The following is a 17,794-nucleotide window of genomic DNA, read 5'->3' as shown; positions in this document are numbered from 1 at the left end:
TTAAAATGAAAAAGTATTTTTATATAATAGCGTCTTTTTTCCTTTTATCGGCAGCAAATGCTTGTAGTGAAAAAGAATTGGATTTGTTTCCACCAAGCTCAGATGACATACAGGACATAAACACAGAAGATAAACTTCAAAAGTTTCTTAATGGGGGATATCTTAGCTTAGCATCGGTTAATGCTTTTGGGACTGATATTTTGGCTTTTGGGGACGTCTTGTCGGATCATTTATATGTTACCAATGCTAAAGCATATGTTTTAACAACAAATATGAATTATAATGCACTTAATAATGACTTTGGTTTTTATGGTACATTGTATGATGCAATCATGAGTTGTAATATGGTGATTAATAACACCCAAGTAGCAGAAACAGAAAATGTAAAAAGAATAAAAGCTGAGGCAAAAATATTAAGAGGTTTTGCTTATTTTACATTAGTTAACTACTATTCTCCAACACCTACTTCTGGTATTAATCAAGAATATGGAGTTCCATTAGTATTAGGTAATTATGATGCTTCCATACAACCAGCAAGAGCTACAGTACAAGAGGTCTACAATCAAGTGATTTCAGATTTGACTGCTGGTGCCAATGGAGCACAAGATACACCTATGCTAGATGGGAAAGCTAGTAAGGTTACTTTTAGTAAAAGAGCAGCAAAACTATTATTATCTAGAGTGTATCTTACAAGAAGAGCTCCAGGTGATGCTCAATTAGCATTACAGTATGCGTCAGACATTGTAAATAGTCAGAATGAAGATTATGCTCCTATAGCTAGTGGTGTTTATCAGACCTATTTTTCTGGAACAAATGAAGCAACATCAGAAAACCAGCCTGAAACTATATGGGAGTTGGATGTTACTACTAGTACTAATGTTGTAACAGGTTTAGGAGCAAATAAAGCATTACCAACATTATACAACAGATTAAGTGGTGATAGGAGGGCGCTTCTTTTTACAAGAAACTTTTATGATAGTTTTCCTTCTACGGATGTAAGAAAAGGTCCTGCAGCAACAGGATTGTTGACAACAACAGGAGTTCCTGCGACAGATAATCCAGTAGGTGTTTGGACAAATAAATATCCAAGACTAACAGGAGATGGGAATTTTATGAGGAATATCAAAATTTTAAGATTTGCTGAAGCTCAATTAAATAGAATAGAAGCGTTATATCTTACAGGGCAAAATTCTACAGCATTGACGGAACTTAATATGTTTGCTGCTTCTAGAAATGGTTCTACTTATACTGGGGCAAACTTGTTAAATGATATTCTTACCGAAAAAGGAAAAGAGTTTTATGGTGAAGGACAAAGATTTTTAGACCTTAAGCGACATAATTTGGCATTAGTTAAAAATTCAAATTGTGTGATGAATTGTAATGTACCAGCAAGCGATAAGTTATTTGTACTACCAATAAGTCAAAATGCTTTGAATTATAACATGAATCTTAAACAATATCCTGGTTACTAATCAAATAATTATAATCAGCAAAATCAATTATAATTGCAAAATGTAACGTAATTATAATTGATTTTGTTATTTTTTTTTTAATTTAGCAATATATTAATCATTAAAGTTTTTTATTATGAAAAAAATATTACTTTCTTTAGCTTTGATTTCCTTTACAGGACTTGCACAAGCTCAAACTACACCAACTTGGGTGACAAAAACGACAGGTGCTCCTGCTTTACACTTCGCAACCACTGTCAAAGCTGTAGATGCTAATACTATTTGGTTTAGTGATACCGCTTCTACTTCTGCAACAGATACAGGGAGATATATTGGGCTGTCTACTGATGGAGGAAATACTTGGGCAAATAAATTAATTTCAGGTCCAGTTGTTGGAGCTACTATTGGAGATATGCATCCCATTTCGACAACAACTGCTTGGATTGTGAGCTCGGGAAGTGGATCCCAAAATGGGATTTGGAAAACTACGAATGCCGGAACAAACTGGACAAAACAAGCCACAGCGCCATTCAGCACAGGTATTTCTTTTGCAAACCAAGTTCATTTCTGGGATGAGAATAATGGATTCTGCGCTGGAGATCCTTTTGGAACAGGTGCTAACCTAAGATATGAAATGTACACTACAACAAATGGTGGTACTACTTGGACAAATACACCAACAGGAACAGCTCCAATCCCATTGGATGGTGCAGAGTATAGCTATACTGGTAAAATTACAGTTCAAGGAGATAATATTTGGTTAGGTACAGACTTAGGGAGATTACTATACTCTCCTAATAGAGGGGCTTCTTGGCAGGCTTTCCAAACTCCAGCTGTCGACTTTGGAGGTGTAACTACTTCTGGGTTCACAGCTGATGTAGCTTTCAAGGATACTAATAATGGACTGATGGTTGAAAATCAAGATGGTATTTCTCTTTTATATTATACAACAGATAAAGGTGCAACTTGGACAGACATTATTCCTACAGGTATTTTCTATCCAAATAATGTAGCGTATGTTCCTGGAACATCAAATACTTATGTTAGTTCTGGATATGATGCAGGTTCTTCTTATTCAACTGATGGCGGTTTAACTTGGACAGAAATCGCAAGTGATCCTGCAACTCCAGGTAAGTATTATGGGGCTCTAGCATTTGTTAGCTCAACTGTAGGTTTTTCAGGTGGAGCAAGCCAGGCTCAAATTGATGGTGCAGCAGTCCCTGCGTTCAGTGTATTGTCTGGAGATCTTAGTTTGGCTGTTTCTGATGTAACTGCTAACAAAGCAAAATTAACTGCTTTCCCTAATCCAGCTGTAGATGTTGTTAACTTGAAATCTTCTAAAGATATCAAAGAAATCGCAATCTTCGACCTTTCGGGTAAAGTTGTTAAGAGAGAGAAGTCTAATGGACAAGTTAACGTTTCTAACTTAGCAAAAGGTACTTATGTTGCTCAGGCAGTTTACGTTGACGGAAGTGTTGAGAACACAAAAGTTATCAAAAAATAATTTACATTATTTTACATAATCAAACCCCGCAATATGCGGGGTTTTTTATTTAAGGATAATTAGTACTTTTGTACTCAAATTTCCTTGATGAAATATTTATCAATACTGTTCCTTGTTTTTAGTGTTTGGATGAACGCACAGCAAGTCAACAAAACAGATTCTAATAAACTTCCTTCAGATACGCTCAAAGTGGATTCTGGAGAAAAAGATTCGTTAGAAATTTATAAACCAACTATATACGATTATCAGGTCAAGAAAAGATTTTCTGAAAAGAAAATCTATGATACAACATTTGCTATTGAGAGATCGTACATTGTAACACAGTACAATAAAAAAGATAATTTTGGAAAGATTCAATATGCTAATGTTGGATCTGGATTTCAGAATTTGGTTTATGAAAAAAATGCTGAGCAGAATTTGACACTTCTTCCAGAAAACAAATCATTCTATCTTTTAGGAGAAAACGATATCAATTATTATGATGTAAAAACACCGACCACTACATTTTTCTATAACAATGCAATGAAGAATGGAGGTCAGTTGCATACAACTTACACTCAAAATGTAGGTAAGCGTTTCAATTTTGCATTAGAGTATATGGGATTAAGGTCTCAAGGACTTTACACAAACAGTTTAGCTTCAAGTAATAATACCATTTTCAGCGGACATTATATTTCGAAAAATAACAAATACGAAGCTTATGCGCATTACATTCATCAGAATGTCAATAACCAAGAGAATGGAGGAATTGCAGATTTGGACGTTTTTTTAGGAGGCGATTCAAGATTCAATAACCGTCAAAATCTTGAAACCAATCTCTCAGGTGCCGAATCCAGATTTGCCTACAGACGATATTATTTCAGTCAGGAGTTTTCGCCTTTTGATCCTGCAAAATATCCATTCAAGTTAAGACATACGATTTACCATCAGGGTAATAAATATTATTTCTCAGAAACAGCTTCGGATATAGATTTCTTTGGAGGCTTAGATAACACAGCATTTCCATTAACCAATAAAAAATTCTCCAACAATCTCAGCAATACTTTTAGTTTAGTTTGGGATAATGAGAAATTCAAATTGGATGCAGGCTTCCGTCATCAATACATCACTTTTGGAAACAAGAATGCCTTTCCTCTTCTCAGTATTCCAGGCTATTTCAAAGAACAAAGATTTGGAGCAGTGGGGAATTTACAAATCAAATTGTTAGATAAGATTCAACTCAAATCCTTCTTAGAAATTTCCAAAGGTTCAGAATTTGGGGCTTATGTCAAAACAACCAATGAGTTAGTTTTTGAACCTGTTAAAGATTATTTGGTAGAAGGTCGAGTTAACTTCCAGTCGGCTTATCCTAGTTTCAATTATCTTGTCAATTCTTCACACTATCTCAACTACAATTATTATCTACAAAACCCGAATAACGAAGCAGTAACTCAAATCGGAGGAACTTTAAGATTAGCAAAATGGTTCAACACGCAACTTTTTGTAGATTATTTTAGAATCGATAATTACACTTATTTTGATAATTCAGCGAAGCCACAACAAAGTTCATCGTCACTCAATATCTCTCAGATTGGAGGCGAGACAACTTTGAAATATGGCAAATTCAATTTCAACGGAAGAGTACTTTTCCAAAAAGCTTTGACCAATGACAATTTGTTACCAATGCCAGATTTCATAGGAAGATTGAATATTTATTATCAAGCGCCGGCGTTCAAAAAAGCAGCAGAGATTCAGGCTGGTGTAAAATTATATTACTTCACCAAATTTGCGTCTCGAGAATTTTCGCCAATTCTCAACGAATATATTTTGCCGGGAACCAACGCTTATTCCATTGGTGGACAGCCAATTGCCGATGTTTACATCAATATGAGAGTAAAGCGTATGTTTTTCTATGTAGAAGGTCAGCACATCAACCAGACTTTTATGCAGAACAAATCTTTCACAGTGCCAAATTACCCTATTTATGATTTTCGATTGAATTTGGGCGTGGTTTGGTATCTTTTCCATTAAATTTGTTAGAATAATTATGGCAGCTTTATCCGCCTTCCGTTCCCAATCTTTTTACTTTTTAGCAAAAAAGCAAAAAGGATTTCCACTCAAGTCGGGCTGCAGATTCAGAAAAAAATCTAATATCTAAAGTCTAAAATCTAACTTCTAGTTATGACCATTGATTTCCAAAATATAAACAGTATTCCGCAACTTGTAAAAGACTTTTTGAAGAAAAATCTGGACGGATTCCAGGGAAAAGTTTTTGACTTGGAGAACTTCAAAAATCAGATTACAGAAAAACAAAATTCTTATTCTGATGACAAAAGAGAAATTCTTTACAATACGATTTTTTCACAGAATCAGGAAGAGCAGATGTCTCCAAAACAATTAGATTATTTGTTTTCTTTAAACGATAAAAATACCTTCACTATTACAACTGGACATCAGCTCAATCTCTTTACAGGTCCTGTTTTTTTTATTTATAAAATTTTGCAGACCATCAAAACTGCAGAGTTCTTAACATCCAATTTCCCAGAACATAATTTTGTTCCCGTTTTTTGGATGGCGACGGAAGACCACGATTTTGACGAAATCAATCATTTTAAAACCAGAGCGCATTATTACGAAATCAAAGGTAAAGCTGGCGGAGATGTTGGGAATATTAAAATCGATGAAACTTTTTTCATTCAGGAATTTGAGAAAGAGTTCAAAGATAATCTTTATGGAACCGAATTGATTCTTTGGATTAAAAAAGCTTATCAAAAAGGTAAAACGCATACACAAGCGATTCGATATTTGGTGAATCAATTGTTTTCGGATTACGGATTATTGACAATCGATGGAAATGAAAAAGAACTGAAAAATCAGGTTAAAGATATTTTCAAAAAAGAATTATTATCGAATCAACTTTTCGAAACTACTAAAAATCAAAGACAATTTCTCGAAGATAATTATGGCAAAGTCCAAGTCAATCCGAGAGAAATCAATCTCTTTTATTTAACAGAAACCAGAAATCGAATTGAGAAAATTGGCAACTATTATTTCATTCTTGACACAGATTTGAAATTCTCAGAAGAAGAAATTCTCAATGAGCTAGAAAATCATCCTGAAAAATTTAGCCCAAATGCGGTTCTTCGTCCGGCTTATCAGGAAACGATTATGCCGAATCTGGCTTACGTTGGCGGAAATGCTGAGATAATGTATTGGATTGAGTTGAAAGATTATTTCGAATCCATTAATCTTCCATTCCCGATTTTGATTCCCAGAAATTCGATGTTGTTTTTGGAACAAAAAACGTTTAGAAAAATTGAAACTTCAGGATTGGAAGTTGAAGATTTCTTCGGAAATTTTGCTGAAGTCATCAATCAAAAAATATTAGACAACAACGAAATCAAATTACTTCTTGAGCAAAAAGAACAAGATTTGATTAATTCGTTTTCAGAAATAAAAACGAAGGCAGAACAAACAGACAAAACGTTTGTAAACCTTGTAAATGCGGAAGAAACTCGACAATTGAAATCTTTCAAAAGAATGCAAAAACGTCTTCTGAAAGCTGAAAAAATAAAGCAATTTGAGAAATTTGACCAGATGCAAAATCTATTTTTGAAAGTTCATCCAGGCGGAACTTGGCAGGAAAGAGTGTTGAATTTCAGTGTGTTCTATGCGGATCTTGGCAAGCAATGGATTGCCGATAGTTATCAACAGATGGATGTTCAAAAATCGGAACTGATAATTTCTTCCATTTAATCTGAAAGCATTATTTTTGTAGCAATATAAAAAAAGGATGGTTAAAAAGATTTTCATTTTATCAGGACTTATCGGGTTTTTAGGGCTTTCGGCACAGAAAACCCACACTGTTGCACCAAAGGAAACGCCTTACGGGATTTCTAAACAATATGGTTTGACGATTGATGAATTGTATCAATTGAATCCTTCCAAAAGAGAGGGCGGTCTTAAAATTGGCGATATCATCGTGGTTTCAAAAGGTGGTGGCAGTTCAAAAGCAGTCGCTTCTACGTCTGCTTCGGCGACTTCTGTAGCTAAAACAGGCAAGACGGGAACCATTACTTTGCAGCCAAAGCAAACGATTTACGGAATCACAAAACAGTATCAAGTTTCTGAGGCTGACCTTAGAAAACTGAATCCTGAATTAGATTCTCACATGAAAATTGGGGACAAGATTACTTTGCCATTAGATAACATTCAGAAATTTGGAGGTTCTGCGCCTGTAGCAACAGCAGTTGTTCAGACTACAACAACTACAACAGAAAAACCTGCTGAAGTAAAAACAGTAACTAAAACTGAAATGGCATCTTCCGACAAAGGTTTATACGTTGTGCAGGCAAAAGACAATTATTATAAAATATCGAGACAATTCAACCTAACACAGAAACAATTATTTGCTTTGAATCCAGGATTGGAAACAACCGGTTTGAAACCGGGAGAAGCGATTAGAGTTTCCGGTTCTGATTCTGTTGCAAATTCTTCTAATTCTATTAAGGTTGAAGATAATTCTCAAGGTAATACAACATCAGCTCCGGTTACAAAAACGACAACTCAGACAACTGTTTCCGAACCAATGAAAACTTCTTCAGTTGCAACTTCTTCGGAAGATGATTTTGTGACTTACACAGTTCAAAGTGGCGATACGATGTTCAGTATTATGAACAGATTCAATGTTACATTGGATCAGTTGATTTCATTAAACCCAAATCTTGCCGACGGTTTGAAAGCAGGAATGACTTTGAAAATCAAGAAGCAAGACCCTATGTATTCTAAAAAAGCAGGCGATGTTTTGAGTGTGGTTTTGATGTTGCCTTTCGGGTTTGATGCTAATGATGCGAAGTACAGAACAATGTCTATGGATTTCTTGACTGGTGCAAAATTAGCTGCTGAGAGAAATGCGACTAACGGACAAAAACTAGACATCAAAGTTGTAGATGCGGGAAATGAAATGACTTTCAAAAATAGCCTTTCTCAACTGAATCCTGAAAATACAGATTTGATTGTTGGACCTTTTTTCAAATCAAGTGTTCTTGAAGTTCTTAGATTTGTGAATGATAAAAAGATTCCCGTAGTTGCGCCTTTCGCGAATTCAGAAGACCTTTTTGATTATAGCAATTTGATTATTATTGAAACTGAAAATTCAGTTTACTCGGACAGAATTGTAAAAGAAGTTGGCCAGGTTTATCAAGACCAAAAAATCTATATTGTTGCAGATAATTCCAAAGCAAATGCGAACGCTATCAAAGCTGGTTTGGAAAAATCTTTATCAAAACCTAATATTGTTATCGTTAATTCTTCATCAGAAATTCAGTTAGAAAATAATATGATGACGGGACAATCGGTTCCTGTGATCGCCATTTTGGCGGATGATGACGAGTCTGCAGGTTCTGCATTTGCTTCGAAAATTATTGCTCTTGGAAAACAAACACAAGGTGTAAAAGCTTTCAGTATGTTCTATAGTCCAAGTTTTGAGAAGAATGTAGATGATCTTTCAAAAGCAAGTCTGGTTTATCTGATGGATAGAAAAATCAACTACGATGGAGATTTCGAAAAAGAAATTCTTGCTGCTTATAAAGCGAAATATTGCAAAGCGCCTTCAAAATTTGCAGTTATCGGTTTCGACGTGATGAACGATATGTTGACAAGAGAAAACAAAAAAGGAGAAATTTTCAAACAAATTGGAAAATCTCAAACACAGTTGGCTACAAAATTCGAATTTGTAAAAGCAAAACCAAACGGAGCTTATATCAACAATGGTTACAGAGTTGTGAGATTGATGCAATAATTATAGTTGATAAGTGATGAATGATGATTGATTCAGGATTCGTAGTTTCAACCTTAGAAATAAAATAAAATTTAAAACATTGATGATATAATCATTTATAATTCATCAATTATCATTTATAAATATATGAAAGCACTTGTATTTCCTGGGCAGGGTTCACAGTTTGTCGGGATGGGAAAAGAACTTTACGATTCCCGAAAAGATGTGAAAGACCTGATGGATTCTGCCAACGATATTCTTGGTTTTGATATTGTTTCTGTGATGTTCAACGGGACAGATGAAGACCTTAAAAAAACCAGCGTAACTCAGCCTGCTATTTTCCTACACTCAGTTGCTGCTGTAAAAGTAGCGAACGGTTTGGGTGCAGAAATGGTTGCCGGACATTCTTTGGGCGAGTTTTCTGCTTTGGTTGCCAATGGTGTTTTGTCTTTTGAAGACGGATTGAAATTGGTTTCCGAAAGAGCACAAGCAATGCAAATGGCTTGCGATATTAATCCAAGTTCTATGGCGGCTATTCTTGGTCTGGAGGATGCAAAAGTTGAAGAAATCTGTGCAGAAATAGAAGGAATTGTTGTTCCTGCAAACTACAACTGTCCTGGGCAATTGGTAATTTCTGGAGAAACAGCAGCTGTTGAGAAAGCTTGTGAAGCTTTGAAAGCGGCTGGTGCAAAAAGAGCTTTATTACTACCTGTAAATGGCGCTTTCCATTCACCATTGATGATGCCTGCTCAAGAAAGATTGGCTGCAGCGATAGAGAAAACCAAATTCCGTAAAGCAACAATTCCGGTTTACCAGAACATCACAACTACCGCAGTTTCTGACCCAGAGGAAATTAAGAAAAATTTGATTGCTCAGTTGACCGGCCCTGTAAAATGGACTCAAAGTGTACAGAATATGATAAAAGACGGTGCGAATAATTTCATAGAAGTTGGTCCTGGAAAGACACTTCAAGGTTTGATTAAAAAAATTAATCCTGAAGTAAGTGTTGCATCTGCAATATAAATAATCAACAAATGAGCAGGATATTTTCACCGGGCAAGTTAATGCTTACCTCAGAATATGTTGCTGTTGATGGCGCTCTTGTTCTAGCTATTCCAACGAAGCTGGGACAAGAGCTTTTTTATACAGAGAATGAAGACCAGAAGTCATTGATTTTTTGGGAAGCTTATCATCAGAATCAATTATGGTTACAGGCTACAATTGATTATAAAAATTGGAAAATCGTTGAAACTAACGATTCCAAAGCTTCAGAATTCATTCTTAAAACGCTCAAAAATGTTCAGAATCTTTCTGAAATCAAACTAAAAAGTGATACATCTTATCACATCAAAACCAATCTTCAGTTTCCTTCTGACTTCGGATTAGGAAGCAGTTCTACCTTGATGAACAATCTTGCAGAATGGGCAAGTATTGACGCTTTTATTCTAAACGAAATCAGTTTAGGTGGAAGTGGTTATGACGTTGCTGTTGCCAAAGAAAAATCTGCAGTTCTTTACAGTCGTTTCCCTGAAAGAATTTATGAAGCAATTGATTTTCAACCAAATTTCAAAGATGAATTGATTTTCATTCATCTCAATCAAAAGCAAGATACGAGAGAAGGGATTTCTCATTATAAGTCCAAGCCGACTTCAACGGAATTAATCAATGACTATTCTAAATTAACCAAAAAGATTGTCAATAGTCAAAATTTGGAAGAATTTTCAAATTTGATGACCATTCACGAACAAAATCTGTCCGATTTTCTCGGAATCCAGACGGTAAAAGAAAAATATTTTCAAAATTGTCCTAGCTTTGTCAAAAGTTTGGGTGCTTGGGGCGGAGATTTCGTTCTAACGTCCAAATTTGGAGATTATATTAAATATTTTAATGGGCTGGGTTTTACAAAAATTTTCGAGTGGAAAGATTTAATCAGTTGATTGTTAAGTTTTTATAAATTAATAATTAACTGATGAAAGTCAGTTAATTAAAAGCTTGATAATTCCATGATATTTTTACATTTGTCGCAACACCCTTAATCTTCAAAAAAAATTAAAAATGGACAAGCTAAAATCTTATCTTGAACGTCAAGGTATTTTCAATCCTAAAGAAATTATCCACAATCCAACTTACGAAGAAATTTTTCAGGCGGAGATGGATCCGAATAATTCCGGATTTGCTAAAGGCGTTTTGACAAAGTCGGGAGCTGTGGCTGTAAAAACAGGAATTTTTACCGGCAGGTCTCCGAAAGACAGATATATTGTAAAAGACAATATCACTCAGGATACGATTTGGTGGGACGGGAACATCAATCGTCCAACTACAGTCGAAGTTTTTGATGAATTAAAAACCATTGTGACCAAGGATCTTTCCAACGAAAGAATCTATGTGATCGATACATTCTGCGGATCTAATGATGACACAAGACTGAAAGTAAGGTTCGTGACAAAAGTGGCTTGGCAAGCTCATTTTGTGATGAATATGTTCATTCGTCCTTCTCATTATGATCTTCAAAATTATGGAGAACCAGATTTTGTAGTGATCAATTCTTCCGAATCTGTCAATCCAAATTGGGAACAACACGGACTTAATTCTGAAGTGTTTGTAATGTTCGATTTGACAAAGAAAATGCAGATTATCGGAGGAACTTGGTATGGCGGAGAAATGAAGAAAGGGATGTTCTCTATAATGAATTATTATCTTCCTCTGAAAGGGATGGCTTCTATGCACTGTTCTGCAAACGTAGGTGAGGAAGGCGATGTCGCTGTTTTCTTTGGACTTTCTGGAACTGGAAAAACTACACTTTCTGCCGACCCAAAACGTTACCTAATTGGTGACGATGAGCACGGCTGGGATAACAACGGTGTTTTCAATTACGAAGGTGGTTGCTATGCAAAAGTGATTGACCTTAGTAAAGAAAAAGAACCAGATATCTATGGTGCAATCAGAAGAGATGCATTGTTGGAAAATGTAGTTACGGATGAAGAAGGAAACATAGATTATGCAGATGGTTCGATTACGGAAAACACAAGAGTTTCCTATCCAATCTATCATATCAGCAAAATTGTTCTGCCTTCCAAAGCTGGTCACGCAAGTAAAATCATTTATTTGTCAGCAGATGCATTTGGGGTCTTGCCTCCGGTTTCTATCTTGACAGACCAACAAGCACAATACCATTTTCTTTGCGGATATACATCAAAATTAGCAGGAACAGAACGCGGAATCACAGAACCGACGCCTTCTTTTTCTCCTGCATTTGGAGAAGCGTTTTTGACGCTGCATCCAACTATGTATTCCAAAACGTTAATCGGGAAAATGAAAGAACACGGCGCGAAAGCTTATTTGGTAAACACAGGCTGGAACGGAACAGGAAAGAGAATTTCTCTGAAAGATACAAGAGCGATTATCGATGCAATTATTGATGGAAGTATTGATAATGCTGATACGAATAAAGTTCCTGTAATGAATTTGGAATTCCCGGTTGCATTACCAAATGTTTCTGAAAACATCCTTGATCCAAGAAATACTTATGAAAATAATTCTGATTGGGAAGTGAAAGCTAAAGATTTGGCTGCAAGATATATCAAGTATTTTGAACAGTTTACAGATAATGATGAAGCTCTGGAATTGGTTTCTTCGGGACCTACTTTATCAGAAGTTCATCAGAACTAAAAAAAAATAGAAACGCTTCCAATTTTGGAAGCGTTTTTTTGTTTGAAAGCTCCTGAGAATATAAAATTTAAACTTGTCGAAATGTTTTATTTCAAAAAAGGATTATGCTCTTTTTCAAAACCAACAGATGTTGGTTCTCCGTGTCCGCTGTAGACTTTGGTATTTTCGGGTAAAGTCAGTAATTTATTTTTAATACTTGAAATCAATTGTTGATAATCGCCTTTGTAAAGGTCGGTTCTTCCAATGCTCATCATAAAAAGTGCATCACCAGAAATTACAAATCCATTATTTTGATTATAAAAAGCAATGCTTCCCGGCGAATGTCCAGGAACATCATAGATTCCAAAAGTTTCGGAACCTAATGTCAGTGTTTCCCCTTCTTTAATGTGTTGAAGTTCTCCTTTGAAAGCAGGAAAGAAAAAACCATAATTTTTCGCGGTGAAAGAAGCCCGGTCAAGAATTTCCATCTCCTCAGAATGAATTAGAACCGGAACATCAAAAGAGTCATAAGCCCACTGCAAACCAATAATGTGGTCGATATGAGCGTGTGTGAGCAAAATATTTTTGATTTTTAGATCATTCGTGTTGATGAAGTTGTTCAAAGTTTCCGTTTCAGCTTCGGGCATATTTCCAGGATCTATAAGAAAAGCCTCTTTTTCATCGTTATAAATGATGTATGTATTCTCAGAAAACGGATTAAAGGCAAAGGATTTTACGTGCAACATTCTTTTTAATTTAAATGTAAAAGTATAAAACATTAACTTAGCAAGATGAAGGTAATTAAACTATTTTTTCTTTTTTTAAGTGCAATTTCTTTTGGACAGGAAATTAAAAGTATCCAGATTTTCAATCCTAAAACCAACGACGAAACGCCTGTTATTGCCCAAGGAGGACAGTTGATTTTGAGATTTGATGATTTGTCAAACAGCAGCCAGTTGTACAGATATACTTTCAAACATTACAATAAAAACTGGGAAGAAGATGGTTTGTTTTTTACCGAATTTGCTAATGGAAGTATGAATGCGTTGATTGAGAATTTCCAATATTCTTTCAATACTTATCAGAAATATACACATTACGAATTAGCTTTCCCGAATGAAAAAATTCAGCCAAAAATCTCAGGAAATTATGAGATTATTGTTTACAAAGATTCTCAGGAAAAACCTTTGTTTACAAGAAGATTTTGTATCTATGAAGATGGTGCTAATTTGGGAATCAATGTAACAAGATTTATTGACGCAAAAAATCCTAATGCAAAACAACGAATTGAAATTCAGGCAACAGGAAACGGTTCAGGAATTACTAATAATTTGTCTTCGCTTTCGTTAAGTGTTATTCAAAATAACAATTGGGATATTTCTTTGAAAAACCTCCGCGCAAGCTCTACAATGGGAAATCAGCTTTTGTTTCAGCAATTGAATTTGGCTTTTCCGGGAAATAATGAGTTCTATTATTTTGATAATAAGGTCATAAACCAAGCACTGGATATGGTTGCTAATACGGAAAATATCGATGGCAGAAATTATACTTATCTTCATCCGGTTTGGGCTTATCCAGGCGATTATCAATATCAGCCAGATGTTAATGGAGCTTTCTATTTCAGAAGAAATGATTTGGGAATCGAAAGAAATGCAGACAGAGAAGCCGATTATTCTTGGGTTTATTTTGCTTTAGATAGTCAGAAATCAGATAAAGAATTCTATGTTCTGGGGATGTTCAACGATTATAAAGCCGATAAAACCAGCCAAATGCAATACGATGAAAAGGCTCAAAAATATATTGCGAAAATCTATCTGAAACAAGGTTTCTACAGTTACATCATCGCAACAAAAGGTTCAGACGGAAAGCTGAATTACGGCGAAGTCAACGGGAATTTTTGGCAAACAGAAAACCTTTATCAGGCATTTTTATATTATACACCTTTCGGAAGAAACTTCGATGGATTGATTGGTTATGGTGAGTTTAGGACTCCTGTGAGATAATTTTCATCTATGAAAGTCTCAAAAGAAAACATCAGTTATCTTTTTTATTGGATAATTATTTTTGTAGTCGCAGGCTCGATGATTGTTTATGGATTGAGCAAACCGATTCAGTTTCAAGGTTTTGATAAATCGGTTAATTCTAATTTATCAGAAGGTCATCAATTGATGTGGACTTTCTATTCTTATTCTTTAGCTTATCCCATTATCATTGGATTTTGTGAAGTTTTAGGTGGAATTTGTTTGTTATTTAATCGAACCAGAATCTTTGGTTGTATTTTATTGACAATCATTCTTTCGAATATCATTATTCAAGATTATATTTATGATATAATTGCCTTACAGTCAGCGATATATTATCAAGTTTTAATCTTTATAATATTAATATTTGATTATGATAAAGTCAAAAGAATATTTCAAGAATTATTCAAAACCAATACAAGAAAGAAAAATCTTTTATTGATGTTAATTGCTTTCGTAATTTCGATTGTATTAAAATTATTTGAAACTAAAATAATTTAATATTCCATTTATTATCAATCCAATTTTTTGGAATAATTTTAGCTAATAACTTAAAAACAAATTTTTTATGGAGCTTCTTTTCGAAAACAAAAAGTCTGGGAATGGGGGATTTATCACAATGAAAAATCATCACGAAGAAATCGGAAGATTGACTTACACGATTGTTCCTGAACTTAAAAAATTAATCGTGAGTTATGTAATGGTTTTCCCAAAATTCGAGGGTAAAGGATTGGGGAGAACTTTGGTAGAGAAGTCGGTAGATTTTGCCAGAAAAAATGGCTGGACAATCAAAGCGCATTGTTCTTACGCTCACGCAGTTCTAAGTAGAAAAGCTGATGTAGATGACGTCTTCGTCGCTTAAAAATAAACATTACCTTGGTAATACTAAAGTTACGGCTCGCAATTGCGAGCCGAGCTTTTTTTATTTAATCTGAAAATTATCTGTTCATAGACATCAAGAATTCCTCATTATTTCTGGTGCCTTTCATTTGTTTTTGAACAAATTCCATAGCTTCCAAAGGATTCATATCCGCCAGATATTTTCTCATAATCCACATACGTTGTTGTGTCGCTTCGTCCATCAAAAGATCATCTCTTCTTGTACTGGAAGCCACTAAATCTACAGCTGGATAAATACGTTTGTTAGCAATTTTTCTATCCAATTGTAATTCCATATTTCCAGTTCCTTTGAACTCTTCGAAGATTACTTCGTCCATTTTGGAACCTGTATCAATCAAAGCAGTTGCAATGATTGTCAAAGAACCTCCATTTTCGATTTTTCTAGCAGCTCCGAAGAAACGTTTTGGTCTATGAAGAGCGTTTGCATCCACACCTCCGGAAAGAATTTTTCCAGAAGCCGGTGTTACAGTGTTGTAAGCTCTTGCCAAACGCGTGATAGAATCCAAAAGAATCACAACATCGTGACCACATTCTACCATTCTTTGCGCTTTTGATAAAACCAAATTTGCCACTTTGACGTGCTTATCTGCTGCTTCATCAAATGTAGAAGCAATCACCTCCGCATTCACACTTCTTTGCATATCCGTAACTTCCTCTGGTCTTTCATCGATTAGAAGAACCATCATATAAGCTTCTGGATGATTGGCAGAAATGGCGTTAGCGATATCTTTTAGTAAAATTGTTTTACCGGTTTTAGGTTGTGCAACAATCATTGCTCTTTGTCCTTTTCCGATGGGTGCGAATAAATCTACGATTCTAGTAGAAAGTGTAGAGTTTTTACCTGCCAAATTGAATTTTTCATGAGGAAAAAGTGGTGTCAAGAACTCAAAAGCAACTCTATCTTTGATGAAGGCTAAATCTCTTCCGTTAACTTCTGTAGGTTTTTGAAGAGAGAAATATTTTTCGCCTTCTTTGGGTAATCTTACGATTCCTTTTACAGTGTCTCCGGTCTTCAAACCATAATTTCTGATTTGATTGGTAGAAACGTAAACGTCGTCTGGAGAAGAAATATAACTGAAATCTGAAGAACGAAGGAATCCGTAGTTATCTGGAAGGATTTCCAAAACACCTTCGATCGTTACAATTCCATCAAAGTTGAATTCCTTCTTTGGAGCTGTCGCCTCAGGCTGTTGCGCTTCAGATTGTTCTTTATGATTGTTGTGTTGTTGAGAATTGGGATTTTGTGTTTTTTGCTGACCTCTATTGTTATTATTGGTCTTTTGCTGATGCTGCTGATTGTTTTGTTGCTTAGGCTGTTGCTTTTGTAGAGGTTTTCTTTCCTCTTGTTCAGGCTTTTCATCAGTCTTTGGAGAAGTTTCATCAGTAGAAACAGGGGTTGTAGAAACTTGTTCTTCTGTCTGCGTTGGAGTGATTCTCGCCCTAGGTGTTTTTTTCCTTGGAGGATTTGGAGCTTTCGCTTCTTCTTTCACAACCGCTGCTGGAGCTTCCTCTGTGACAGCGATAACAGGAGTTTCTGCTGGAACTGACTTTTCTTCTTTCGGTTTCTCTGCTGGTTTCCTGCCTCTTTTCTTCACAGGAGTTGCGTTTTCCGTAGAATTCTCTTCTGTTTTTTTCGTCATATTCTCTTGAGTAGCGTTAAGATAATCTTTAATGATTTTTGGATTAGAAGCCTGATAGTCCAGAATTGCGAAAACAGTGTCTTCTGGAGAGCTTTTTCTTGCCAATTTAACGCCTAAATCTTTAGAAAGTTGAGCCAATTCCTCATCGGATTTTGACCGTAGCGTTTCAATGTTAAACATATAAATACGTAAAAAGTAATTTTTATTTGTGTATAAGTAAGAATGAAAACCAGGAGGTTATCATTTTTAATTGAGTGATTACAATGCAAATCTACATTAATTTTTGAATTACGCAAAAATTATTTTATTTTTGCAATCTATTTTAAGCTTTTTTATAAAAGATTTATAATAAATATGTTACAAAGAATACAAACCATTTGGATTATCTTAGCTGTTTTAGGAGCAGTGTTCCTCAATCTTACAGGGCAGGATTTTGATATTTTGGGTGGTAAATTGACAATCAATGTTTCTACTGTTATATTGGCATTGGCAGGATTGCTAAGTATTTTTAGTTTCAAAAATAGAAAAAGACAAATACTGCTGAACAACATCAGCCTTATTATAAACGCTTTGTTGGTTGGTCTTTTGATTTACTGGTTACTAAATTTATCCGGAGGAATTCAGTTTCCTGAGAAGGGTATTGAGCCAATTTTTCCATTTATTTCGGTGATATGTCTGCTTTTGGCAAATGTTTACATCAGAAAAGATGAGAGGCTCGTAAAATCTGTAGACAGACTTCGATAGGCTTACGACGATTTTTTTGAGTGAGAACAGCTTCCTTTATGGAGGCTGTTTTTTTTTAAGATATTTATTAATCCACAATTATAAGTAACAAAAAACAACTTCTTGATACTTATAGTTTTAAAATCAAT

The 17,794-nt window shown here is 35.1% G+C and carries 14 protein-coding genes; 12 read left to right on the top strand and 2 right to left on the bottom strand.

All coding sequences use genetic code 11. The features are described 5' to 3' along the window. The first annotated feature begins 5 nt into the window (after positions 1-5). The 8 genes from V7P73_RS01370 to pckA all read left to right on the top strand — a co-directional run bounded on the left by V7P73_RS01370 (position 6) and on the right by pckA (position 12,382). Positions 6-1,472 (top strand): RagB/SusD family nutrient uptake outer membrane protein, encoded by a 1,467-nt coding sequence (locus tag V7P73_RS01370; RefSeq protein ID WP_333850805.1) that lies wholly within the window; start codon positions 6-8, stop codon positions 1,470-1,472. Positions 1,473-1,587: 115 nt separating this feature from the next. Next, positions 1,588-2,955, top strand: coding sequence for a T9SS type A sorting domain-containing protein (locus V7P73_RS01365; protein WP_333850802.1), 1,368 nt, complete (start codon positions 1,588-1,590; stop codon positions 2,953-2,955). A gap of 87 nt (positions 2,956-3,042) precedes the next feature. Then, on the top strand, positions 3,043-4,965 hold the full coding sequence (locus V7P73_RS01360; protein WP_333850800.1) for a putative porin: 1,923 nt from the start codon (positions 3,043-3,045) through the stop codon (positions 4,963-4,965). Between the two features lie 150 nt (positions 4,966-5,115). Continuing rightward, positions 5,116-6,690 (top strand): bacillithiol biosynthesis cysteine-adding enzyme BshC, encoded by a 1,575-nt coding sequence (gene bshC / locus V7P73_RS01355; protein WP_333850798.1) that lies wholly within the window; start codon positions 5,116-5,118, stop codon positions 6,688-6,690. A gap of 37 nt (positions 6,691-6,727) precedes the next feature. Next, complete coding sequence (locus V7P73_RS01350; protein WP_333850796.1) at positions 6,728-8,734, top strand: amino acid ABC transporter substrate-binding protein; 2,007 nt, start codon at positions 6,728-6,730, stop codon at positions 8,732-8,734. A 126-nt stretch (positions 8,735-8,860) separates the two neighbouring features. Beyond that, on the top strand, positions 8,861-9,736 hold the full coding sequence (gene fabD / locus V7P73_RS01345; RefSeq protein WP_333850794.1) for an ACP S-malonyltransferase: 876 nt from the start codon (positions 8,861-8,863) through the stop codon (positions 9,734-9,736). Positions 9,737-9,747: 11 nt separating this feature from the next. Then, complete coding sequence (locus tag V7P73_RS01340) at positions 9,748-10,650, top strand: GYDIA family GHMP kinase (protein WP_333850792.1); 903 nt, start codon at positions 9,748-9,750, stop codon at positions 10,648-10,650. A 118-nt stretch (positions 10,651-10,768) separates the two neighbouring features. Continuing rightward, on the top strand, positions 10,769-12,382 hold the full coding sequence (gene pckA / locus V7P73_RS01335; RefSeq protein WP_333850791.1) for a phosphoenolpyruvate carboxykinase (ATP): 1,614 nt from the start codon (positions 10,769-10,771) through the stop codon (positions 12,380-12,382). Between the two features lie 86 nt (positions 12,383-12,468). Here the strand turns inward: pckA and V7P73_RS01330 are convergent, their stop codons facing one another. Further along, positions 12,469-13,107, bottom strand: a complete 639-nt coding sequence (locus tag V7P73_RS01330) for an MBL fold metallo-hydrolase (RefSeq protein WP_333850789.1) — start codon at positions 13,105-13,107, stop codon at positions 12,469-12,471. A gap of 45 nt (positions 13,108-13,152) precedes the next feature. On the opposite strand from V7P73_RS01330, the gene V7P73_RS01325 reads away from it, so the two are divergent. The 3 genes from V7P73_RS01325 (at position 13,153) to V7P73_RS01315 (ending at position 15,244) form a co-directional block, all read left to right on the top strand. Then, positions 13,153-14,364: a type IX secretion system plug protein gene (locus tag V7P73_RS01325; RefSeq protein ID WP_333850787.1), complete on the top strand. Its 1,212-nt coding sequence runs from the start codon at positions 13,153-13,155 to the stop codon at positions 14,362-14,364. Between the two features lie 9 nt (positions 14,365-14,373). Beyond that, positions 14,374-14,883 carry a hypothetical protein gene (locus V7P73_RS01320; RefSeq protein WP_333850786.1) on the top strand — a complete coding sequence of 170 codons (510 nt, stop codon included), beginning with the start codon at positions 14,374-14,376 and terminating at the stop codon, positions 14,881-14,883. Between the two features lie 67 nt (positions 14,884-14,950). After that, a complete protein-coding gene (locus V7P73_RS01315) occupies positions 14,951-15,244 on the top strand; it encodes a GNAT family N-acetyltransferase (protein ID WP_333850784.1) in 294 nt (97 codons plus the stop codon). Positions 15,245-15,320: 76 nt separating this feature from the next. On the opposite strand, the gene rho is transcribed toward V7P73_RS01315, so the two are convergent. Next, positions 15,321-17,102 carry a transcription termination factor Rho gene (gene rho / locus V7P73_RS01310; protein ID WP_333850783.1) on the bottom strand — a complete coding sequence of 594 codons (1,782 nt, stop codon included), beginning with the start codon at positions 17,100-17,102 and terminating at the stop codon, positions 15,321-15,323. Between the two features lie 174 nt (positions 17,103-17,276). On the opposite strand from rho, the gene V7P73_RS01305 reads away from it, so the two are divergent. Continuing rightward, a complete protein-coding gene (locus V7P73_RS01305; RefSeq protein WP_333850781.1) occupies positions 17,277-17,666 on the top strand; it encodes a DUF4293 family protein in 390 nt (129 codons plus the stop codon). Positions 17,667-17,794 lie beyond the last annotated feature (128 nt).

Origin of the sequence: Epilithonimonas sp., from assembly GCF_036780765.1 — a bacterium.
GTDB lineage: Bacteria > Bacteroidota > Bacteroidia > Flavobacteriales > Weeksellaceae > Epilithonimonas.
The sequence above is the reverse complement of the archived record's forward strand: the minus strand, read 5'-3'. Positions and strand labels throughout refer to the sequence as shown.